Source organism: Candidatus Nanohalovita haloferacivicina, assembly GCF_029232205.1.
Taxonomy (GTDB): Archaea; Nanohalarchaeota; Nanosalinia; order Nanosalinales; family Nanosalinaceae; genus Nanohalovita; species Nanohalovita haloferacivicina.
In genome coordinates, this window is the sequence record NZ_CP107255.1 from 636,371 (window position 1) to 658,902 (window position 22,532).

Below are 22,532 nucleotides of genomic sequence, written 5' to 3' on the forward strand. Positions count from 1 at the left end.
TGCTTTTATCAGAGCATATCAATCCCTATTGGAATGCCAATTTTTCTATTTCATTTTGATTCAAACTTCGATTGTAGATTCTGACTTCGTCAAGCTTGTTTGCATAGTTTCTTCCCAGTGTTGTGGGCCCTCTGGCTTTTTTGCTGCTTGAGATATTGTAGTCTTCTTCTATAAGCTGGGTTCCTGAGTAAAGTTTTGCTGTGTTGCCGTCAAAGGTTAACGTGATGAGTTTCCAGTTCTTGTCAAGTTCGGGGCTTTCCAGGAATCTGCCGTTGACATGGGCCAGGATTTTTCTTTCATGCAGTGTCAGGCCATACCTGTTGTTTTCTGAAATAGCGGTGTAGGTTTTCATTGATAGGTCGTCCATCCAGAGGCCTGCGTTTCCTCCGGAAGGGCCGTTGTATCCGTTGTTTCCGTCTCCGCCATCTATCTGGTATCTTATTGTTCTTGTTCCTTTCGGTGGTTTGTAGGAAGGTGTTATGTGGAACCAGTCGCCGTATTTTTCCACATATTCTTCATTGAGGTTGTAGGCCTCTCCCATCCACCGAGTTTTGTTTTCTCCCAGAAGTGTTCCATTTTCGCTGTAGTAGTAGAAATGTAGTCGGACATCATCTTCATAGACGTACGGAGTGGCTTTGAGACCTTCCCAGTTGGCATCGGAGTATGATGGAAGGTTTATCCATGCTGAGGCCTTGAATGCGGAGTTATCCTCTACGCTGACGTTCTGGTAGATGTATGCGTTTGGCCATGTTCCTGGGCCTTCGTTCCATGGGTTTCCGAATGATTTTGAGCCTTCGGTGTTCGGTGCCAGTCTGTCATCTGTGACGTTCCAGCCGTTTTCGTCCGGATAATTCCAGTTTTCAGGGTTTGTCTCGTCGTAAGGATCTTCCTCGAATCCCGGATTTTTCAGCATGTTTTCAGAGTTATCTCCTTCAATCCAGCCTGTGACTGTGAATTCCGGGCCTTTTAGTGTTGTTCGGGAAGTTAGATGCGAGTTCTCGCCTCCCAGTGCTTTTCCTCCAAGTATCCCTTTGTGGCCTGTAGAGGCGGAGTCAAAGGCCTTTTTGCCGTCTGTGTCTTCAAAATTCCATTTTCCTGCGAGTTCTCCGCTGACGGGTTCTCCACTGTATATTTTCTGTATTTCTTTGTCACTGAGTGCTCTTGTGTAGATTCTTATGTCGTCGACTGAGCCTTGCAGCCATTTTTCGCTGTCTGTTGAAGGCCTTCCGATTATTGCCTGTTCCGATCTTATTCTTCCGGAGACATCGTCTCTTGTGGAGGAGGCCTGTTTTTCTCCGTCAAGGTAGAGGCTGAATGTTTTTCCTTCTCTCTTTATTGCCGCGTGGTACCACTGATTTTCGTTTATGTTTGTTGTCAGGATTGTTGAGTCATTGCTTCCCTGCTCAGGGTACAGGTATCCTTTGAGTTCGTTGTTGTTTCCTGCGTAGATGGCCCATTCGTAGTCGTCGCGGTTTGCTCTGATAAGAGATGAGCCCAGGTTTCCAGTAGATCGGGAAAGATTCTCGTAGTTCACCCAGCCAGTTACCGTGAAGTTTTCGACTCCAGTGATGTTTCTGTCTATTTCTATGTAGTCATCGTAGCCATCGAGGCGAAGGCCTTTTCCTCTCGGTGTTCTGTTCTGTATCGGACCTTCTGTGATCATGTCGTAGATTGCCCAGTGGCCCACTTGATCGTCGTTGTACATGTAGATGTTGGCGTCGGACTGGGTTTTTTCCACGCGAGTGGTGTAGATTTTCCATTCATCGGAGTATTCGTGGTAGTCGGTTCCCGGGCCTGATGAGATATCTGTGGATCCGTTCCAGACGATTAGTTTGCAGCCGTACCCTTTACATGCGTACTGTATTGTTTCTCCTTCTACTGCTGAGTATGTATAGTCTGTCAGTCTTGTGCATGCGAGGCCGTCTCCTCCTGTCGAGTTGAGTAGGTATGCGTAGTCGCTGATGAATGTGTCTTCCACCATTTTGTTCTCCGGTTGTCCTCCGCAGCCAAGCTGCCATCCTTCCGAGTTATTTTCCTCCCAGTTCTCCAGAAAGTTTCCGCTCATCTCTCCGTTTTCCATGCCCTGAGTATGCATCTGGAATTCGTTGTCCGAGCTGTCCCGAAGAGAAAGATTGTTCAGCGGCGAGTCCGTGGACCAACCTGACTGAGTTCCTACGGTGTTGTTGATGTTGTAGCCCGTTGCCGGCCAGTTATATAGAGAATCTCCTTTCAGGCATTTTTGAGTAGAGGAAAGACCACAGTTTTCCGGGCCTTCGTTGAATCTCTGGTAGAACATCAGATTGTCGCTTTCTACGGGAAGGCCTTTCTTGACCTCTCTGATCTGATCTCCGGTGAGAGATTTGTTGTACAGTTTTACCTCATCTATTTTACCGTTGTAGAAGTGGTCTGCGTCATATCTGTATCTGCCGAACTGTGTCTTGGTACTATGTGAAAAGTTTCCTACGTTCCTGCCGTTTTTCTCCGGTAGCGTTACCTCACTGTCCAGCTGGCCGTTTATGTAGATCCTGCTTTTGTCGCCAGGCCCGAAGCTTGTGCAGAAGTGGTACCATTTGTTGAGGTTATCTGAAACCCATTCATTGGCTCCTGAATCGTAATAGCCCAGGCTTTTGTCAGCAGTGTGGCCATCATTTTCGATTGATGGATCTACCTGGTACCAGTAGGTTGTAGATATGTTTCCTGATGTCGTGAGGCTTATGCTGAAAGTGTGGTCTCTTTTCTCTATCAGTCTTTGATCTGCTCCCCCAGTTGAGGACAGGGCCTCTGGCTTTATCCATGCGCAGTAAGTGGCCTGACTGAAGTTTGTGACTTTGCTTGGATATCCGTCGTCATCTACCTCTACGTAGTCATCTGTCCCGTCAAGTCTCAAGCTGTACTGTTCAGTTTTTCCAGAGGATTCAAATCTGTAGTAAGAGTTTAGGCCTTCTTCGATGCCCGAAGTTGTAACTTCCTGACCTGACACAGAGTTCTCAGTGCTTCCATCGAATAAAAGAGTATTATTGGATCTTTCAGATGTTAAAAATTGTGAATTGATATTCTGGAAATTTGCGGAAAATAGAAACAGCATTAAAATTCCTAATGCAAGGGTTAAGGCCTTGAGAGTTGTTCTACTAGAACTATATTCTTTTAATCTCTGTTTGAAATGTGTGTAGGCCATTCCTAGCTGTGTATTGGCGATGCAGACTTATGAAATCTGAGAAGAGTGTTGTTAAAACGAGTTAAGGCCTTTCTGATCCGGGTTTTTCAGTACTTTTCCTGATGTCATTGCGAGAGCGAGTCTCCCGTTGCCGATGATCTGTCCTTTGACTGAATGTATTTCTCCCTGGAAAAGGCCTTTGCGGGAGAACTCTCCCTGTAGTCTGTCGTATAAGGTTAGAGAGTTTACATCGACTATTTCAGCGTCGTAGTCATGTTCCTCCATTATTTTCTGAAGTTTCCGTGGATCCGAAGGATTGTTTGTCTTCTGTTCTTTCCTTATTCTCTCTGTTATGCCTCGTGAGGAGATGTCCTGTTCGTTTTCCAGTGCTACTTTTGATGAGAGGCCTGAAAGTATTTCCGCGCCGTAATCCGCTCCCTGTTCAACCCATCTCTTCGGTATTTTCTCCGATCTTGTGACTCCAACTTTTACTTCTTGCCCGATCTGTGCCAGGTATACTGAGAATTCTCCGTCGAGATCTGTCTGTGTATCTCCTCTGACGTAGTCCGAGTAAATGTCTTTTCCACGGCATTCGCTGCACTGAGAACCGGAGTCAATTTCTCTGAACTCCGGGCATGGCGCTCTTTCGCCAGGGCTTGGAGCAAATCCTGTGCATCTTCTCTCATTAGTTACTTCGAAAGAAACTTTTCTGCCTGGCTGTAGACCTCTTTTTTCGAAGCCATTCGGGCCTGCTAACAGTAGTTTTGCTTTCCATCCGTCAGAGGAATTCTTCCACTGTACTTTGACTATCGAATTCACTGAGTTCGTCCTCCAAGTGTTTTCTGTGTGCTGCTCCGACAAATGCAACTATGTCACTGTCCGGGTTTTCTCTCTGAACCTGTTTCAAGGATTCAGTCATTATAACATTTCTCTCCTCCATCAGCACAGAATAAAGGCCTGGAAAACTGTGTTTCATTTCCACACTCATTTGCTGTACAAGTTTTTCATCTGGAATACTTGACACATCAAGACTTCCAGGAAGCACAAGGCCGGCAAGAAGCGATAGACTGGCCTTAACCTTCTCCTTCCTCCTAACTTTCCCCAGCTTTCTCATAGTAGTTCGGATATCCTGGTCGATGAGCACTACTTCTCTGTCCTCTCCCAGAGATTTGTGGTATGCGTAGAGCATTTCCTGGCCCGGCATCAGGCCTGTTTTGGAACCTATCTTGTTCTGAAACTTTCTCAAAAGCCTAATGAAGATCGGGCCTCCATCAGAGCTGTTGTCATCGCCTGTTCTCAAGGCCTGAAGTCTTAAAGGATCAAGTTCCAAGGCCACTATCTCAGGGTCGTGTTTTTCAACGGCCTCATTGATTCTGTCAATGCTTTCGTGAGAAACGTGGGATGTTCCGTATACATGTATCATATCGGTTTAACAAGCAGTATACAGGTTTGAAATGTTAAAAGAGTGGAGTCAGCCTGCCGTGAATTGATGAAAAAGTTAAATTAGGTTAGAGGCATTTCTATTACAGTGAGGTGTGAAAAATTACTGTGGTTACTTCTTGCACTTGTTTTTGTGGTTTCACTTGTTAATGGCAGTTCTTATTGGAGGTTTGAAGGCAATAGCTCAGTTTTAGCTGACTTTGGAAGCACTAATCAGAACCTGGATTTTAGTCAGCCTTCACCTTATTTTGACGGCGAGGAAAACTTTGCTGAGGTTCCACACAACCCAATTTATAATCAAACGAATTTTTCTGTTACTTTCTGGGCCTATAGTCCTTATTTCAAGGACGAATATACATGGATCGGTAAAAAGGACTTTGGTACTGGCGGACCATGGTATTTTTTGACTGCTACTAGAGGAGTTGGTGAGGATGTAAAGGTTCAGGAATCTGACATCCAATTCCGCTTTACTGATACTTCCTCATCTGTTCAGACATTTACAACTACAGGCGAGCCCTTGAAAGCAGGGCAATGGAATCACCTAGCTTTTTCCAAATCAAGCTCAGACCTCAGGCTATTTCTTAACGGCGAGAAAGTCGGCGATTGGGGAGTTTCTAACAAAATGACTTCCTCTACCGATCCAATTGTTATAGGACACGAGCATGGCGGTCACGCAAACTGGTTTGAAGGAAGTATGGACGACATCCGTTTCTTTAACAGGCCCCTGAGTTCGTCTGAAGTTGCTAAGATATATTCAGATAAAGATGAAAATACTCCCGGACTGGTATCCCACTGGTCTGGAGAAAGTTCTGGGAGAAATCTTACCGAGAGAGTGAATAATAGCGAGGCCTACTGGCGAACCCCTTCAACAGAACTAGTTTATGATTTTGAGAGCATCGAGACCAGTTCTGCTACGGATGAATCCGATAACAACTATGATGGATCAGTTAACGGCAGAGATAATGGTCTTCTAAAGGGCGGAGCGCAGATTGAAGATGGATATTACTTCCAGGGTTTGAACATCAGCGGCGAGGATGATTATGCAGAGATTAATAGTTCTGAGGAGTTCTCCAATATGACAAATATCAGTTTTTCAGTATGGGCCCGGCCAAGTTCCAGCGATTTGACTAATGATCCTTACCTAATTAGAAAATGGACTAATTACGGTTTGCAGATTGTAGGCGGTTCTCCAACACTTTTTATCAATGCAGACTACGATACAAGAGATCAACTTACTAGTGAAACACCTAATCTAGAATCTGGGGAATGGCAGCACATTGTCGCTACGTACAGCGGAGTTACTAACACCTCTCGAATGTATATTGACGGCAATCTTGTCGGTAGTGCAACAGGATCTCAGGGAAAAGTCGAGGACAGTACAGAAGACATAGGCTTCGGAATGACTACTTACTCCAGTCAGTTCGGTGATTCCGAGTTCAACGGAAGCATTGATCAGGCAAAGATTTTCAGTCAGGAGCTGAACCAGTCTGAAGTAGAGAAACTTCATAGAATGGAGGACGTCAGTGAAGATCTTATCGGAGAATGGACTTTTGACAATGAAAACGCAGGCAAAATATATGATAGCTCTCTAAGTTCAAGCGGCATATCAGATAATGCTCTTCACCTTGACGGAATAAACGACAATGTTACAGTCAGCACATCCCTGACATATCCTGAAGAGTCATTGACAGCCTGTGCATGGATTAAACCCGAATCCACCAGTCAGAGGCCTGGTATAATCACTCAGAGAGATCCTCTGATTCTGGACTATCAACATGGTAATGCAGTATTCATACTTGATGAGCAGTGGTCTGCAAACCTGAATTCAGGAAATCTTCAGACAGGAAAATGGTGGCATCTCTGCGGTACCTACAAAGAGTCGACGAACAATGCATCTCTTTACGTAAATGGAGATATTGTTGACACACAGATCAAGGATTACAACCTGACAAATGCAGGATCTACGATACAGATAGGTCATAGAGAGACGGGTGATGGCCCTCAATGGTTCAAAGGGAAAATAGACGAGGTTAAAGTCGAGTCAAAGGCCCTTTCAGCTGAAGGGATAGAAGATATGTATCTCTCCGAGAGATCAGAGCTTGTTCAGCCTACAGGAGAACCTAATCTAGAAAATATAGCCGGAGAGCGAGGGGTCCTAGAAACAGATACTTTTGAGTTCAACGGCGTTGACAGCTATGCGATAGACGAAGATCTTTTCTACCCTCATCAGGGATTCACAGTATCTCTATGGGTTAAGAATAACGAAAAATGGGGTAAAAACAGGAAGGAAATCTGGACCTCAGGCCCTGGAGAAATACTTATCCGCGGAGATAATCGTCCGGGATGGGGCAAAGGTAGCGCAATCTTCCACTGGAACGACGGCAATGAGTGGTATGCTATCCAGTCACACAACCTTACCAAAGGAAAATGGCATCACCTAACCGGAGTTTACAATGCAAGTTCCGGAGAATACCGGTTCTACGTCGATGGCCAGAAACAGAAGAGATCTCCTCCAAGCTCTGCACCAGTAGACAATTCTCAAAGACTTGAAGATACAACCATGAAACAGTACTTCGGAAGACATCCATCAGGAGACAATCTCTGGAATGGAAAAATCGATGATCTACAGATTTACAGAAGGCCTCTAACAACATCAGAAGTCAGAGAACTCACTTTTAGGTAAAAATTAACTGGAAAAACCAGCGGGTTCCCAGTGCTGGAAGCTCTCCAACGGTCGGTGAATCCAATCCCAGGCCTCAGATCCGCCACCCTCCGAACATGCCACAGACTGCTTAGGGCTGCTCCCGTCAAGGCCTGGCCCGGTTCACAATCTGCGACATCCCGGAGGACGGATCATCGACAGCCCGGGAAAGGGCCGAATCCGCCGAAGGAACTCCTCACACTGGTTTTCGGCTCACTGCATGTAGAGGATTTCAGGTTACAAGCGACCCCGAACCGCCCAGCCTACCCATGCAGAAAAAACAGTGTTGAAAGGTTAAAAGAGGAATGCCAGAGAGAAAAATTATTTCAGTATAGGGCCTAAATGGTTTTTAGGGGGCAGAGGGTTGAGTTTCAATAATATTATAGAAGATGCGCGTGTTCTTTCCGCGGATTATCTTCCGAATAAGATGGTGCATAGGGATAGCGAGCGTCAGGTAATTGCAGATAATTTAAGGCCTATTCTTTCTGAGGAGCAGCCTCTTGACATGCTTATTCATGGGCCTCCTGGTACTGGGAAGACTGCTATGGCTAATTATGTTGTTAACGAGTTGCATAAGCATGCAATGGATCTAGAGTCGGGTTCAATTGATTGTTTCCGTAATCCTTCGCGTTTTGAGGCCTATTATCAGTTGTTGACTGATATGGGTGAGTTTATTACTCGTGAAGGTACTGCTACTGAGGAGCTTGTTGATAAGCTTGAGAAAAAGGCCCGGAAGAAGCCTATGGTCGTGATTGTTGACGAAGTTGATCAGATCAAGGAGGAGAGTTTTCTCTACGATATTTCTCGCCTGAACAAGGTTGGAGTAATCATGATTTCAAACAGGGAGAATGTTTTCGGCCAGCTGGACGATAGGATTCAGTCATCTTTCTCTACACGCGAGGATATTCGTTTTGAAAGTTATTCTGTGAAGGAGTTGACTGATATTCTTGTTGACCGTCGTGAGTATGGTTTGAAGCCTGGAGCAGCTACCAGAGCCCAGCTTGAGATGGTTGCTGAAAAGTCAAGCGGCGATGCCCGTGTTGCCATTGGTACTCTGCGTATGGCTGCGAGGAAGGCCGAAAGAGAGGATCTTGAGGAGATTCCTGACAGGATTTTCGAGGAAAGTTTTTCGGACGCTGTGGAGAAGAACAAGTCTGTTTCACTGAACAAACTGCATGACCACCAGAGAATACTGTACAACGTGATCAAAGAGGAAGGTGAGGTCCGGCCCGGCGATCTTTACGAAGAGTATCGGACACGGACTGACGACCCTAGAAACAGCAGAACTTTGAGAAGGTATCTGAATAAAATGGTTGATTACGGCCTTATAGAGGCCTCTGGCGAGAAGAGAGGTCGCAAGTATTCTCCGGCTTCGTGAGTTATCGGACATATCGGACAGGTGAGAGACGGTTTAAATAACGAGTCTGACCTATTTTTTCTATACGCGAGAACCGAGAAAAATTGTTCTCGTTGATCATCGATTCCCATTGCTTGCCACCGCAAGAAAAAATCAATCCTTCCTCCCGTACCCCCGGGAAAGGATTATACAGAAAAAGTCTGGAGAAGCGGCTACAAAGTTTTTCCCTTGGAGGGGTTCTTCGGTAGCTGCTTTTCCAGCAATTCTAAATTTTCCTGAGAAGCCCTATGAATATTCTCTTAGGCATTATTCCAAAGGAGAAAACTACTCCAAGTAGTATACCATAGGCTAGGCCCTGGCTGAGCTCCAGAGTATTCAGACCAACAAATACTGAGGAGAAAACTGCCGAGAGCGAGAAACCAGTAAGCAAACTTAGAGGAATGATTACTTTACTCTTCATTATTCCGTTGGCCAAAATGAAGTAGTATAGAGATCCAAAGACTAGGAAGGATAATAGTCCCGATCCTAGAGTTGAACCTATCGAGGATTTAGTTGCTATCAAAATAGTAGTTAGCAAGAACATTAATTCCAAGAATCTGAGCTTCAGTTTGAGATCTTTCTCCCATCCCAGATTGAAAATCATCCAGTTATCAAATCTCGAATTCCTGGCCTTCTTCTACTACTCCGAATCCTCTTTCCTTAATTTCCTGTCTTTCCTCAGAGTCAGGCCTTAGTGCAGGATTTGTGTGGTTGAGGTGTGTGAAGTAGATTTCTGTGTCCCAGTCCTCGGTCTTGTGCATTGTCTCCTTCATAACCGGGTGAGGTACTTCCTCATAACGGTCGATTTCTTCCTCATTCCAGAAGGTTCCATCGACTATTGCGATATCGGCCTCTTTCACGCTTTCCAGTGTTTCATCGGTCCATGCGTGGATATCGGACATGTAGAAAAGTGTTTTTTCTGGGCCTTTGATCATGAAGCTTGTAGTATCTGTGTTTAGTCGGCTGTGTTCTGCTTCGCGGGCCTCTATCTCTGCGCCCTGAAGATCAAGTGTTTCGCCGTCGTTGAAATCCATCAGTTCAACGTTTCCTTTGTCGACCAGAAGTCGGTAAGGATCGTTCCTCTCAATGAAGTTCCTGGTCTTATCGGTGACGTAGACCGGCAGACTGTTCTTATCACAGCCTTCCTCGCCGAAATCCAGTAGTCCTGTGATGTGCCCTAGCTGGCCGTGACTGATGAATACGCCGTCAAGGTAGTCTCCTTTAATCTGGTATCTGACGTCAGGAGTTGCATCAACAAGATATCTTACAGAATCGTTATCGGAATTCTCCTTCAGTAGAATAGAAGCCACTCTCTTCCCTTTTCTAGCATCTTTTCTGGCAGCTTCACAAACATCGCAATCACATTCAAGATGCGGAACTCCCGCGTCCTGAACATTTCCTAGTATTTCAACTTTCAATATTCTCCCCTCAACGGTAAACCCCAATTTAACCGTGAATAATAAAAATACGACAGAAAGACAAGGCCCAACCTAAAAACTTAACAAGAAACACCAACACCGATTGAAAACCCGAAAACCAGAGGCCTCACCGGTTTATTAAAAACTTCTATCCCACCTATTCACATACACGGACACCGGGTTGGCAGACTCGATGAACTTTCACGTTCACTCGATCAGAGAAACTTCCCTTGAAGTTTCGGAAACTGCACAACCAAGGCCCCGAAAAAACTGCCGGGTTGGCAGAGTAGTTATGCGACCGCCTGCAGAGCGGTATACCAGGGTGCAAATCCCTGGCCCGGCTTCGCAGCATCAAAAATTCTATATAATTAGATTTAGACAATCACCAAAACATATTGATTTAGCAACTTAGAGACGATATTAACGGTTTTAAGCAAATAAAGTATTTAAACGTTTTTCAACAAGTTAAATCTATAACGAGGAAAGTTCCTCGTTTAAAGACTAATCACCATAGTCTGATAGTTAAAAAGAAAATAAACGGCGTCCCGGGGAGCGTGGTTGAAGGTCAGCTCCGCGGGACTATAAGCCATCTTAACCTTACCAATTCCTATCGTTACGCCAAACCGAATAAAAATCGGGTAACTTTTTTTGAATGGTTCGGTCATATACTGATGACTCAGCATATGTGTGGACCTTTAGTTGTGTTTTGTCCACACTTCCTTCTATTCACTTTAGTCTTATAATCCTTCTCCAATTGAAGTCAAGGCATCTCCCCCACCCACCCCTCGGTTTCAACTGAAGTTTTATATAGTGCCTCTAACTTGGCCAAATTTAGAAATAAAGCACCCTCTCAGTACTCACCACTTCAAGTCTCGAGAATGGTTTTTTACCTGTAAGCGATAAGTCCTAGATTATAGGATGTCACGAAAAGATCGGCTTGAGGTCCATGATTTTCCTGGTGAGAAGAATTCTCTGAGGTTCTGGACTGATATTTTTGGTTATACAAGGACCTTCAGGAATATTTTGCTGGCCACTGTTTCCCGTTATCTGCCTATCCGGGCCAAGAATTATACTTTGAGAAGGGTTGGCGTGGATCTTGGGAGTAACTGTTCTATTGCTTTTGATGCGACTATGGATCTTTTCAGGCCTGATCTGATTTCTATCGGCGATAACACTATTGTCGGTTATGATTCTGTTATTCTTACTCATGAGGCCTTGCAGGATGAGATGAGGATAGGTGAGGTTGAGATAGGTGAGAATGTGATGATTGGTGCTCGGTGTATCGTTCTTCCGGGCGTTAAAATCGGTGATGGAGCTACTGTTTCTGCTGGCTCTCTGGTCAACCGTGATGTTGAGGAAGGAGAGTTTGTTGGCGGTGTTCCTATCGAAAACCTCGGAGATAGAGAATAATTATAGAGGCCGCTGTCAGGATTCCTGCAGCGATCATTGCGGGCCCGTTTTCCGGAGTGTAAAGCCGTGTATGAATTCCGAGCGTGTAGTCAACTAGATCGTTGATTATGAACCATGATGAGGCTGCGATGAAGGCCTTGATATCGGTTTTTGTTATGTCAAGTATGATTAAGGCCTGTGCTGCCATTCCCACGTGTGAGAGTAGTAGGAATAGGTACATCCAGAGAGGATTGCCGGCGTAGAATATTTCGTGGTAGTATATGAGTACGAATACTGTCCAGAGGCCGTATTTGAGGTTCCCTATAACTGCCAGGGCCTCTACCAGATTATTTCTTTTATCATGCGCTATAAACGCGAAGGTGAGTACTGCAAAGAGTGTTGCGAGAGGGGAGTCAGGTATGAAGGGCCATAGTTGTATTGGGTTGGCTGCTAGTTGTTCCTGGTAGAAGAAGAATCCGAAGGCTGTTCCTGCTACGTTTATAGCAGCTAGATCTAGAAGAGTGTCTTTCTCCATCAGTGTTTCTTTGAGTGTCTGCCATTCCGGGATTTTCTGGTTCACGGTAACAGTATTGAATTTTAGGTTTCTTTAGAGTGATTATGGCTGATACAAACCAGGTTGTTCAGACAGTGATCAGGGCAGATGAAAAGTTCTTTATCGCCAGGAGATCCCGTGATGAGAAATGGGAGTTCATCGGCGGAAAAGTTAGAGAGGGAGAAAGTCTTAGAGAGGCCTCTATCCGGGAGATCGATGAAGAGACCGATGTAGATCTCGAAGGCCAGATCAATAATTTTGAGACTGGTGAAAGCTATCAGAGCAGAGATAACGAAAAATATACTTTGAATCCTGTGTTGATTGAGGTGAAAGAAGAGTTCGAGGCCGAGCTTTCAGAGGAGCATACCGAGTATGAATGGATTGATCTCAAGGAGTTCTATCAGTACGATTCTCTCGGCCAGTACAAGGCCCTGGAAAATCTAGAGATCGTGAACGGGGATGTTTCGCTGGCTGTTGCTCGTAGAGGCCTGATGTATCTTATGTTGGAGAGGTCGGATGAGAACTCAAGTTCCGGGAAATGGACTTTTCCTGGCGGAAAGATTGAGGACGATGAGTCAAAGCGTGAGGCCGTTCTCCGGGAGCTTCGTGAGGAGACCCAGCTTGACGGCGAGGTTGTAGAGGCCGGTGACCCGTACATCAGCGAGGGCGAGCTAGGTTACTGGCGAGTCTACCCTTTCCTAGTAAGCCTGGAAGATGGAGAACCTGTTCTTGACTCCGAGCATTCTGATTTTATCTGGGCTCAGCCACCCGGCCTGAAGTCTATTGATACTCTTGGAAACCTGAAATCTCTTGAGAAACTAGGTGTTCTGGATGGTTGATTTCAGGGCCTCCACAACTGTAGTCTACAACTCGCGGAAGCAGAAGTTTCTGCTGGTGAAGAGAGCCGACACAAAGGATAGAAACCCAGGCCTGTGGGAGTTTCCTGGCGGCGTGGTAGAGGAAGATGAGACTCCTAGGGAGGCTGCGATCAGAGAGCTTCACGAGGAGACAGGGCTTAAAGGAGAGATTTTGAAGACTGGTGACTCCGGGATAATCAATGCTGATATTGGAGATATCGAGATTCATCCGTTCCTGATTCTTGTGCAGAGCACGGATGTGGAGCTTTCCCGCGAGCACACAGATTTCCAGTGGATTTCACGTGAGAAACTTGGAGAATTTGAAACAGTTAAAGGCCTTGAGAAAGAATTAGATGCGGTAGGGATCGAGAGATAGGGCTTTTTTGAGAAAGATTAAATTCCTACACTCTTGAAATCTATACAGGATGGCCTTCCAAAAACCTGTATATCTTCTAATGCTTTTTGTAATGTTTATTTCGACTGTTGCAGGTTCTCAGGCCTTTTACAGATTTGATGGCAGTTCATCCACGGTCTCTGATAGTTCAGCTAACAGTAATGCTCTGGAGTTGTCTTCTTCAGCTATTTCTTTTGATGGAGAGAATGATTACATGCTGGGAGAGCTTCCTGATTCTGTTGCTGGAAATGAGTCCTGGACTGTTTCTTTCTGGATGAAGTATCAGTCTACAAGCTACAGACAGTGGGTTTCCGTCATAGGTACTGAGCAGAAGAATAATGCAAGCCACTGGTTGATCAAGTCAGGGAATCAGGCCCAGTTTGGTTTCTGGAGCAGCACTCAGAATGATTTCAGTCTTGATTCTTATGAGGACGAATGGGCTCATGTCACAACTGTCTACAATAAACCAAACTCAAAGCTGAAAACCTACGTTAACGGAGATTTGAAGGATGAAAACACTGTTAACGAGGATCCACATCTGAAAGATGGAAAGGTATCTATCGGTAGCGGAATCTACGGTGGCAGAAACAAGTTTGAGGGCCAGATCGGGGATTTCAAGTTATACAGCGCTCCTCTCAGTTCCAGAGAGGTAGAAGATCTTTACAGGTATTCTGTAGTTTCTGAGAAACCTCTTCTGCACTGGCCTATGGAAGAAGGTTTCGGAAAAATTACGGATGTATCAGGTAATTATACAGGCCGGTTTTTCTCTACTGATTCCTCTCTAGTCTATAATTTTGAGGATATAGAGGCCGATAAGGTTGAGGATAGATCCTCTAATCAGAATACGGGCCAGCTCAGGAATATTTTAACGGGTTCGGTAAATGGGACTCAGAGAGTGACGGGCCGGAGAGGTAGGGCTCTGGATTTTGATGGAAGTACTTCTGACAAAGTTGTTCTTTCCGGTGATTCTCTTGACGGCCTTGAAAGCTTCTCTATATCTCTCTGGATTAAGACGAGCAAGTCCGGAACACAGGGTATTGTGAGCGGAGCCAACTCAAATACCGATAATGCTCTTGTATTTTATCTTTACGATGATAATCGGCTGCGTACCTACCTGAACAATAATCAGAATACCTATGCTACTCCAAGCCTTGAGGATGGTTCCTGGCATCATCTTGGCTGGGTTCGAAACAGTTCAGAAAATCAGGAGTACCTGTATGTGGATGGCGATCTCATGGACGTCAGGACACCAGGATCCTCCAACCCTCTTAACATTTCTACAGATGGCCTGATGCTGGGCCAGGAGCAGGACAGCGTTGGTGGAGGTCTGACCAGCGGCCAGGCATTCGACGGAAAAATTGACGAGGTCAAGTTCTTCAATGGCACACTTACTAGTTCAGAGATATCACTTCTCTACGAGAGAAGCCCCGATAATCCTGGTAACTCTACCTCTATGAGTGTGACTATGGATTACAGGAATTCCACGCATTTGTTTGATACTTCTTTCTATGAGAATCATGCTGAGGCCTCCGCCGGAAGTTCTACCTCCTTGAACAAGTCTGAGTGTGTTGTAGGCCGTTGCCAGAACTTTGATCAGGGCGATTTCTACGAGCTGGATGACAGGCCTTCGCTTTCAACGGAAAAAGGTTATACTGTGATGTCATGGGTATATGCTGATTCTGCTTCTGCTGGGGAAGAGGAAAGAAGAGTTTTCCGGCATTTTGGCGGAGACAGTCTTTTCCAGATCTGGAGCGATGATAAAATGCATTTCTACCAGTCAGTTGAAGGGGATCTTTACGCTGTTTCTCATAGCTGGGACTTTCCTCATGAGGAGTGGCATCACGTGGCAATGAGTTCTTACTACAATAAGTCATCGAATCAGACTGTTCTGAAAAGCTTTCTTGACGGCGAGTTAAAGGCCACAAGGACGGCTGCTGGGAAACCTGATGGCGCCAGTGATAGGCCTTATATTTCATCAAGCTTTGATGGCAGGCTGGATGAGGTCAAGTATTTCAGAGAGTCTTTGAACAGTTCCGAGATATCGAATGTAATCCGGCTTAATGGGACGGACAGAGTGCATAGAGGTATGCCTGAGAAAACTCTTGATCTAGGTTTTGACAGGCCTAACGGTTCCACGGCTTACAGCCATGCAAATATTGTTTCAGGAGTGAATGGGAGAAGCCTGGAGTTTAATGGATACAACGATGCTGTGGATGTTCCTGACAGCGGAAGCCTCAAGTTCGGTGATGAAATTACAGTGAGCGCTTGGCTTAACTTGGACAGCTATGACTCCAATAAGGAGCCCGGACGCGGTTCGCATCATATCTATAAGTCCGGTTCTTTCGGAATGGTTACCAACAACAACGATATCCATGGATGGATTACAGATAATGGTTCAAGGAGAAATGTTTTCGGAAATAACTGGCCTAGAAACGAATGGTTTCATACCGCGATAACATTCAATGGATCAGTGGTGAAAATCTATCAGAACGGGAATTTAACCGGTGAAAGAACCTATATCGGCGATATCTCAAACAGCACCAATACACTTAGAATAGGTAATGCCGGAGGATTCAACTGGGGAACGGACGGACGACTGGATGAAATCAAGATAATCAGAAAATCCCTCAACCAGTCACAGATCAAACACCTTTACAGAGGGCAGAAGGCCTCTATAGCACAGTCCACAGGATCAACTCCTATGACTGGCAGAACAGGTCAGGAAGGCCTATTCAGCTCTTCAAGTTACAGATTTGACAATTCAGGAACTTCTGGAGAGGTCGAAGACATGTTTAATCCTTCTGAAAACTTCAGTATTTCTCTCTGGGCCAGAAAGAACAGCGAATGGGGCCGCGGTAACGGTTTTCTCTGGAAAAGTTCGGAGGGCAGACTATTCCTGAAAGAGGATTCGCGCGAAATATTTGGTGATGGTCTCGTCTTTGGTTATCGGAGGGATGGAAAATATCGTCTTCTGAGCCCGGTTTACAGTCTTGAGAAAGGTAAATGGCACCACATTGTTGCAGGGTATTCTCCGGAAAAAGGCCTTTCTCTGAAGGTTGACGGCAATAGCGTTGATAGCGAGCCCTCTATTTCTGAGAATATTTCGGGCAGTGCAATTGGTTTTGAAGGGTCTCAGTTCCTAGGAGAGGACTGGAATGGTAATATCGATGAGGTTCGGATCTTTAACAGGTCAAACGCTGAATCAGTCTTTAACTAGCATAGAAGTAAAATATGTTGGATTCTAAACTATTGTGTGAGCAAAAAATGATTGAAGTTGCAAAGGCCGTTACATATCATCCTGAGGACGGCGAGTTGTTGATTGTTAGAAGGTCAGAAAAGGACTCTAATCCTATGAAGTGGGAGTTTCCTGGTGGAGGAGTTGAAGAGGAGGATGCCAGGATGACAGCTGAAAGAGAGCTGCATGAGGAGACAGGTCTGAAGGGAGAGATAATTGAGAAATCTGCAGAGGCCGAAATAATTATAGATAATAGACAGTTCCGCTTCCACGTGTTTCTGACACATGTAGAATCAAAAGAAGTTGAGCTAAGCCACGAACATGTCGAGTACGAGTGGATAAGTGTTGAAGAGGCCGAAAACTTTGATACCGTGGATGGCTTCGAGAAAGACCTGGAGGCTGTTAATCTATGAGTAGAGAAAGTTTTCGTACAGTGGTCAAGGCCTTGATCACTTACAGAGGAGAAATTTTGATTGGTAAAAAAGAGGAAGAAGAAGGCCATCCAATCAGCGGAGAATGGCATCTTCTGGGAGGCCACCTTGAATACGGAGAACAGGTCGAAGAAGCTATTGAAAGAGAGGTGGAAGAGGAGACAGGCCTTGAAGTTGATGTGCATCAGACAGTGGATGTAATGACCTTTGCATGGAGTGATGGAGAAAAGGATTCTCTTCAGATAGTTTTCCACTGTGAATCCGAAGAAAAAGATGCCGAGGCCCTTGATGATCTTTCAGAGGTTAAATGGGTTGAACCCGGCGAGATAACAGATTTTGTTCACTCGGAGGAAGCTGAGAGACTTGAGGAACGGAAGGATCAGGCCCAGTTCCTTGAGAAAATGGAGAAAGCTCCTTTCTAGTGGGAAGATTCCACTCTTCCTTCGTATACATTTCTGGCCATGTCTTCTATTTCGGCAGGGTTGAAGTCCAGCCAGCTTGGATCCACTCTGTTGGCGAATTCAAGGAACGAATCTTTTTCCAGGCCTATTCTGAATAGGTCATTGATATTCTGGTCAAGTGTGCTTGCCATAATTTCGAGGCCTTCTTCTCTATCTATGTTTTCTTCTTCGACGGAGTCAAGTACGTGTTTGCGGGCCTGTAGTGAGCCCTGTTTGATCTCTTCCAGCGCCTGTTCTACTGATTCTGTGTCTGATTCCTGGAACTCTATGAAGTCTTTCTCTTCGATCTGAGGCTGGTTGATATATCTTGAAGCTTCTTCTTCGATTACGTCCATGCTTTCATTTGCAAATATCGTGTTTCTGATAATATTTGCGCCCAGCTGTCGCTTGGTTCTTCCTCTGTCTCTTGGCTGGTAAATATTGTTTTCCTCCATCATGCGTGAATTGGCCTTAGAGAAGAATCTCTTCGCCATTGCGGCCTCGTTTTCTATCTCTGCCATTACATCAGCCTCTTCTCTAGCATCAGAGTAGTCATGCTGCTGCCCACGAGGCCTTCTGAAGGTATAGCCTTCTCTTTCAGTTCTTAACTGTTCCAGATTGGTTTCAGGTACATGGTCAAAGTCTTCCTGGATCCTTCTGGCATATTCATCCAGTGACAGGAAATGCATCGTGTTTGGGAAGTATTCTGGATCCCATACACCATTTACATCTTCAAGATCGACGTGAGGGTTCCAGAGCTGTTTTTCCTGGTTGGCAGCGACCTTCAGTATAAAGGTAGAGTAGTCCTTTGCTTCTTCAGGAGAATCATGTTTCGAGAAGAACTCCTCCGCTGTCTCAGATCTCAGGCGCGGTTCATTGTCGCTCGTCATAACCAGGTTTTCTGAAGGAACCTCGAACTCCACCATGATAGGGCTAGCATATCCTTCTGCACCATGAATATCTGCACCGTAAACCGCCCACTCGTGAGTACCATCCTCCTGAACACCAGTACCAAGATCTCTATGCCTGTTACCTGCCTTAAAATGGCCCTGCTCAAGCACACTATCAGGATTAAACATGTGCCCGATGGTTTTAGGCCTTATACCATCAACCACATTTTCTTTTCCATATTCTCTGTCAAAGAAGTTATGTCTCTCCCTCCCAGAGTAAAGGACTGCTGAAGAATGCTGAAAAGGGAGAGTAGTAATTTTATCTTCATCATAGAAAACCTCTGGATGCCAGGGCACATCAAGCTCAAAATCCCTCATTTTACCCCGACTAACGGCCTCAACAAGCAGTTCCTCCGGTGTATCATACAGGCCCTCATAGATACTTTCCCCAAAATCATAGTTATCAACTATCTCACGGGCCTCGTCAAAGGCCGCTCTCCTAGTATGCCTGTCAGGCAGCTCATCCTTCCGGGCCTCGTAAATTGTCTCTCCATATATTCTTGTTAGTTCATCTTCAGAAAGAGATTCCGCTGACTCCATTAACCCTGACTCATCCAAGTAGTCCTGATAATCGAAGTCCCTGATTACACCGTGATTGACATCACTATTCTGCTCAACAGCCGACATCATGCAACCTTTTGGTGACAACAATTAAGTATTGTTCTTTTCATGGCATCATTTTTAACGATTAATCAGGTTAGAGAAGTCATGAGCAGCAGAGGTGGACGTTTTTGTCACTGCAGAAATAGGATTTCTGCCTCGAAAAACAGCTCTCTCAAGTCTGTTTCGACAGGCCTTTAATTCTGAACTTCTAAAACCAGTTATAGCGCTGCTCGGAGCTGAAACTCTATGACACTGAAATTATTCAATACACTGACACGGGAGAAAGAAGAATTCAAACCACTGGAAGAAGGAAAAGTTACTTTTTACAGCTGCGGGCAGACAATCTACGACGACCTCCACATCGGAAACGCAAAGGCCTACACCGCATGGGACACACTAACTCGCTACCTGCGGTGGAAAGGATACACAGTACGACACGTACAGAATATTACTGATGTAGGCCACTTGACCGATGACGGCGACCAGGGAGAGGATAAAGTCGAGAAACGAGCCAAAGAACTAGGCCTCGAACCCATGGAACTTGTCGAAGACCAGATCGAACGCTACTTTGAGGACACGAAGGCCTTGAATGTCAAGCGGCAGGATATTGTTCCACGTGCGACAGGACATATTAACGAGATGATTACATACATTCAGCACATTATCAACAATGGTTATGCGTATGAGGTTGACGGAAATATCTACTTTGATGTTGAGGCCTTTGCAGAGGATTACCCTTACGGTGAAATGGCGAAGAAGGATATTGAACAGTTGAAGGAAGAGGCCCGGAGTCGTGTAGAGCCTGATGAGAACAAGAAAAACCAGTTTGACTTTGCTCTCTGGCTTAACGCCGAGGGAACCGATCATGCGATGAAGTGGCATGCACACTTTACTATTGAGGGCGAAGAAGTCTACTCAACTGGTTATCCTGGATGGCATCTGGAGTGCTCTATCATGAGCCAGAAATACTTGGGAGACGAATTCGATATTCACGCTGGTGGAAAAGACCATATATTCCCTCACCACCCAAACGAGCGTGCGCAGGCCTTTGCAGCGACAGGAAAAGGTCAGGCCCGTTACTGGATCCACAACGAGTTCATTAATATCGAGGGAGAGAAGATGAGTAAGTCAGAAGGTAACTTCTATACTGTTAGAGAGCTGCTGGAGAAAGGTTTCAGCGGTGACGCGATCAGGCTTTATCTGATAAGTACTCATTACCGTTCGGAGACTGATTTCTCACTTGAAGGCCTGGAGAAGGCTGAGAAAGAACTTAAGAGAGTGAGGAGGACTGTGGAAAAGGTTGGCTACATGGAGGAACCTGAAGGAAAACACAGCTTCGGTGAGCCTGGAGAGTACGAAGGCCTTATCGGTGATTTCGAGGAAGCGATGGACGATGACCTGAATACGGCAAAGGCCAAACAGGTTTTGATGAAAGCAGTTAACGAGGCGAACTCCATGCTTGAAGACGGCGATCAACCTGCTGTAGATTACAGCAACGCACTCATTGAGATGTTTGATGTTCTTGGAGTAGATGTAAGGCCCCAGGCCTCTGATTCTGAGTCCGGCATGGCTGATCTGTTGATGGAGCTTCGTGACGAGGCCCGTGAACAGGAGGACTGGGATACTTCAGATATGATTCGTGATCGATTGGAAGAGCTAGGTTTCGAAGTTGAGGACACTGATGAAGGCAGTAGATGGCTGAAATAAGGCCTTTACTCCTTTTCTCTATTTTTAGAAAAAATTGAAGAATTAGAGTTCGAGGTCTCTGAATGGTGATGATCCTGGGCCTAGGTGTCTGTGTGTTTGCTGGTTTCTGATCTGTGTTTCTCCTCTTTTCTCGTATTCTTCTTCGGAGAGTTCATGGATGGTGGTGTACTGTTCGATTGCTTCCTCCACACCCATTCCTCTGACTTCCGGAAACTCTGAGACGTGGATAGCAGGATTGTTTTCCTCGAGGAGTTCGTAAAACTCGTCCTCCTCATCCCCACGTGATCTGAACAGTATCCAGCAGTGATCCTCATCAAACCATTCGTAGTCAACTGAGATTTCCCCGTGTTCTTCGGATAAGTAGTCCGTCACTTCCTTGTATGCATCCAGTACTCGTCCCATACAATTTATTTAGAGAATAACAATTATATTTGGCTCGATACAGGAAGTAAAGCTCTAATTAAGCGCGAAAGAATTTAAGAAGTAGATTGAGGCTACCTGTATAAGAAAAATCTTGGATGAGAAAAACTAAGGGAGAAAGGCCTTTTGAAGAAGTTATGGCCTCTAGTTTACTTTTGGTCTAGTTCCTTTCTTTTCTTCTGCTTGTGATTGGTTTCGTCGCCGAAGATTTCGTCTGCTCTCTCATCTGAAATTCCTAGCATTTCCTTTGCCTCATCTAACTGCTTGCGGGCATTGTCTTCTTTTCTGCTCATGGTAAACTATCTAGTTCTCCTCTTTTTAAACAGTTTTTATCCTTCCTGTTTAACCAGCTGTTTGAAGTTCTCCTTGAAATCCTCGAAATATTTTTCTGGCATTGAGGCCCCAGCTGCTTTTCTGTGGCCTCCCGCTTCTGCGCCTTCTTCAACTGCTTTCTCCGGGAGAGCTTCCTGCATTAGTTCTCCAAGATCTACTCTGCCACTCTGGCATCTGGCGGAGATGTTGATTTCCTCATCTCTCTGAATCACGAGGTGGATCCACTCCGGAGTCTTTGTGGACATGTTCGTTGCAATCGATGAGGTGATGTGGAAATCGGAGTCCAGCTCGAAGAAGATTATGCATTGCTCTCTGTCGATTTCTCTTTCTTCCTCATAGTTCTCCATTACCTCGTTGAACTCATCCTGCATCTCAAGGTATACTTCATAGACCTGTCGGTACTCCTCCTGGGCCTCAAGTTCTTTGAGATCATTTGATTTCATGAGGGCCTCATATGCCAGTTTTGCGAAGTGTGCTGAATCTCTGTAAGGCTTTATGTTGAGGACTGATGAGTATCGGCCGTACTCGCAGTTTTTGGCCAGTTCCTGTTGTGAAAGTTCTTCCGGGAAGAATTCCTTGTAGTCCTGCTTGAGTTCTTCGAAAAGTTCTGGGCACGAGTCTACGCCGAAGTCCTGTATAATTCCAAGGCCTGCAACCCATTTGAGTTCTTCCTCCAGCTCAAAGCTTTTGGATATGTCAAGGCAGATCTTGCTGCACGGAACGTATACGTCTGCGTCGTACTGTCTTGGATTTACGAATGGAATGTCCGGTACACGGTCAAAGCCGTGGTGATCGACTACAAGGACGTCTTGATCCTGGTTGAGTTCCTCAAGTTCGTCGGCCTTAAGGTTAAAGTCCAGAACAATTAGTTTGTCGGCGTCCTCAAGTTTCTCGTGGTCCTTTTCACCTAAGTGGTATGCTCTTTCGCTTGGAATCATTACTTCGTCTGCTGGACGGCCTCTAACCTTCTTGAGAATTTTAGAAGTAATTACAGCGCTGGAAGTTCCATCCATATCCCAGTGATGGATAACTACAACTCTATCGTCTTCCTCGATATTTTGAATAAAGTCTACAGCTGGCCCTACTTTCTCTGTCATTTCTTGATCACCTC

At 45.3% G+C, this 22,532-nt stretch carries 19 protein-coding genes, 1 tRNA gene and 1 other RNA gene; 10 read left to right on the forward strand and 11 right to left on the reverse strand.

What is annotated here, in order from left to right; genetic code table 11:
• Window positions 1–25: 25 nt before the first annotated feature.
• From HBNXNv_RS03515 to HBNXNv_RS03525, 3 genes are all read right to left on the reverse strand, one after another.
• A complete protein-coding gene (locus HBNXNv_RS03515; RefSeq protein ID WP_347720304.1) occupies window positions 26–2,980 on the reverse strand; it encodes a LamG domain-containing protein in 2,955 nt (984 codons plus the stop codon).
• Between the two features lie 246 nt (window positions 2,981–3,226).
• Entirely contained in the window at window positions 3,227–3,973 is a 747-nt protein-coding gene (locus HBNXNv_RS03520) for a DUF2797 domain-containing protein (RefSeq protein WP_347720305.1), read from the reverse strand.
• On the reverse strand, window positions 3,933–4,577 hold the full coding sequence (locus HBNXNv_RS03525; RefSeq protein ID WP_347720306.1) for a TraB/GumN family protein: 645 nt from the start codon (window positions 4,575–4,577) through the stop codon (window positions 3,933–3,935). Before HBNXNv_RS03525 ends, HBNXNv_RS03520 begins: the two co-directional genes overlap by 41 nt.
• 150 nt (window positions 4,578–4,727) lie before the next feature.
• Between HBNXNv_RS03525 and HBNXNv_RS03530 the strand changes: the two genes are divergently transcribed.
• Window positions 4,728–7,277, forward strand: coding sequence for a LamG domain-containing protein (locus tag HBNXNv_RS03530; RefSeq protein ID WP_347720307.1), 2,550 nt, complete (start codon window positions 4,728–4,730; stop codon window positions 7,275–7,277).
• 18 nt (window positions 7,278–7,295) lie between these two features.
• On the opposite strand, the gene ffs is transcribed toward HBNXNv_RS03530, so the two are convergent.
• Window positions 7,296–7,569: signal recognition particle sRNA (gene ffs, locus HBNXNv_RS03535), an RNA gene on the reverse strand.
• 90 nt (window positions 7,570–7,659) lie between these two features.
• Between ffs and HBNXNv_RS03540 the strand changes: the two genes are divergently transcribed.
• Window positions 7,660–8,673, forward strand: a complete 1,014-nt coding sequence (locus HBNXNv_RS03540) for a Cdc6/Cdc18 family protein (RefSeq protein WP_347720308.1) — start codon at window positions 7,660–7,662, stop codon at window positions 8,671–8,673.
• 244 nt (window positions 8,674–8,917) lie between these two features.
• Here the strand turns inward: HBNXNv_RS03540 and HBNXNv_RS03545 are convergent, their stop codons facing one another.
• Window positions 8,918–9,295 carry a hypothetical protein gene (locus HBNXNv_RS03545; RefSeq protein ID WP_347720309.1) on the reverse strand — a complete coding sequence of 126 codons (378 nt, stop codon included), beginning with the start codon at window positions 9,293–9,295 and terminating at the stop codon, window positions 8,918–8,920.
• Window positions 9,296–9,302: 7 nt separating this feature from the next.
• The gene (locus HBNXNv_RS03550; protein WP_347720310.1) at window positions 9,303–10,109 is read right to left on the reverse strand and encodes an MBL fold metallo-hydrolase; all 807 of its coding nucleotides are present in this window, start codon (window positions 10,107–10,109) and stop codon (window positions 9,303–9,305) included.
• A gap of 272 nt (window positions 10,110–10,381) precedes the next feature.
• Between HBNXNv_RS03550 and HBNXNv_RS03555 the strand changes: the two genes are divergently transcribed.
• Together HBNXNv_RS03555 and HBNXNv_RS03560 are read left to right on the forward strand one after the other, a co-directional pair.
• Window positions 10,382–10,452 (forward strand) — tRNA-Cys (locus HBNXNv_RS03555).
• 575 nt (window positions 10,453–11,027) lie between these two features.
• Window positions 11,028–11,519 (forward strand): acyltransferase, encoded by a 492-nt coding sequence (locus HBNXNv_RS03560; protein WP_347720311.1) that lies wholly within the window; start codon window positions 11,028–11,030, stop codon window positions 11,517–11,519.
• Here HBNXNv_RS03560 and HBNXNv_RS03565 read toward each other — a convergent pair.
• Window positions 11,491–12,078, reverse strand: coding sequence for a DUF1405 domain-containing protein (locus HBNXNv_RS03565; protein WP_347720312.1), 588 nt, complete (start codon window positions 12,076–12,078; stop codon window positions 11,491–11,493). The two genes, HBNXNv_RS03560 and HBNXNv_RS03565, sit on opposite strands and share 29 nt — an antisense overlap.
• Window positions 12,079–12,116: 38 nt before the next feature.
• Between HBNXNv_RS03565 and HBNXNv_RS03570 the strand changes: the two genes are divergently transcribed.
• The 5 genes from HBNXNv_RS03570 to HBNXNv_RS03590 are packed head-to-tail and all read left to right on the forward strand — an operon-like array spanning window position 12,117 to window position 17,390.
• Window positions 12,117–12,890 carry an NUDIX domain-containing protein gene (locus tag HBNXNv_RS03570; protein WP_347720313.1) on the forward strand — a complete coding sequence of 258 codons (774 nt, stop codon included), beginning with the start codon at window positions 12,117–12,119 and terminating at the stop codon, window positions 12,888–12,890.
• Window positions 12,883–13,284 carry an NUDIX hydrolase gene (locus HBNXNv_RS03575; RefSeq protein ID WP_347720314.1) on the forward strand — a complete coding sequence of 134 codons (402 nt, stop codon included), beginning with the start codon at window positions 12,883–12,885 and terminating at the stop codon, window positions 13,282–13,284. Before HBNXNv_RS03570 ends, HBNXNv_RS03575 begins: the two co-directional genes overlap by 8 nt.
• A gap of 49 nt (window positions 13,285–13,333) precedes the next feature.
• On the forward strand, window positions 13,334–16,519 hold the full coding sequence (locus tag HBNXNv_RS03580) for a LamG-like jellyroll fold domain-containing protein (protein WP_347720315.1): 3,186 nt from the start codon (window positions 13,334–13,336) through the stop codon (window positions 16,517–16,519).
• 47 nt (window positions 16,520–16,566) lie between these two features.
• Entirely contained in the window at window positions 16,567–16,950 is a 384-nt protein-coding gene (locus HBNXNv_RS03585) for an NUDIX hydrolase (RefSeq protein ID WP_347720316.1), read from the forward strand.
• Window positions 16,947–17,390, forward strand: coding sequence for an NUDIX domain-containing protein (locus tag HBNXNv_RS03590; protein WP_347720317.1), 444 nt, complete (start codon window positions 16,947–16,949; stop codon window positions 17,388–17,390). The genes HBNXNv_RS03585 and HBNXNv_RS03590 overlap by 4 nt, the downstream gene beginning before the upstream one ends.
• On the opposite strand, the gene HBNXNv_RS03595 is transcribed toward HBNXNv_RS03590, so the two are convergent.
• Window positions 17,387–18,985 (reverse strand): hypothetical protein, encoded by a 1,599-nt coding sequence (locus tag HBNXNv_RS03595; RefSeq protein WP_347720318.1) that lies wholly within the window; start codon window positions 18,983–18,985, stop codon window positions 17,387–17,389. The genes HBNXNv_RS03590 and HBNXNv_RS03595 overlap by 4 nt on opposite strands.
• 222 nt (window positions 18,986–19,207) lie before the next feature.
• On the opposite strand from HBNXNv_RS03595, the gene cysS reads away from it, so the two are divergent.
• Window positions 19,208–20,668, forward strand: coding sequence for a cysteine--tRNA ligase (cysS, locus tag HBNXNv_RS03600; RefSeq protein WP_347720319.1), 1,461 nt, complete (start codon window positions 19,208–19,210; stop codon window positions 20,666–20,668).
• A gap of 42 nt (window positions 20,669–20,710) precedes the next feature.
• Here cysS and HBNXNv_RS03605 read toward each other — a convergent pair whose 3' ends face one another.
• The 3 genes from HBNXNv_RS03605 to HBNXNv_RS03615 all read right to left on the reverse strand — a co-directional run bounded on the left by HBNXNv_RS03605 (window position 20,711) and on the right by HBNXNv_RS03615 (window position 22,518).
• Window positions 20,711–21,070 carry a hypothetical protein gene (locus HBNXNv_RS03605; RefSeq protein WP_347720320.1) on the reverse strand — a complete coding sequence of 120 codons (360 nt, stop codon included), beginning with the start codon at window positions 21,068–21,070 and terminating at the stop codon, window positions 20,711–20,713.
• Window positions 21,071–21,237: 167 nt separating this feature from the next.
• Window positions 21,238–21,381 (reverse strand): hypothetical protein, encoded by a 144-nt coding sequence (locus HBNXNv_RS03610; protein WP_347720321.1) that lies wholly within the window; start codon window positions 21,379–21,381, stop codon window positions 21,238–21,240.
• Between the two features lie 36 nt (window positions 21,382–21,417).
• On the reverse strand, window positions 21,418–22,518 hold the full coding sequence (locus HBNXNv_RS03615) for a DHH family phosphoesterase (protein WP_347720322.1): 1,101 nt from the start codon (window positions 22,516–22,518) through the stop codon (window positions 21,418–21,420).
• Between the last annotated feature and the right edge of the window lie 14 nt (window positions 22,519–22,532).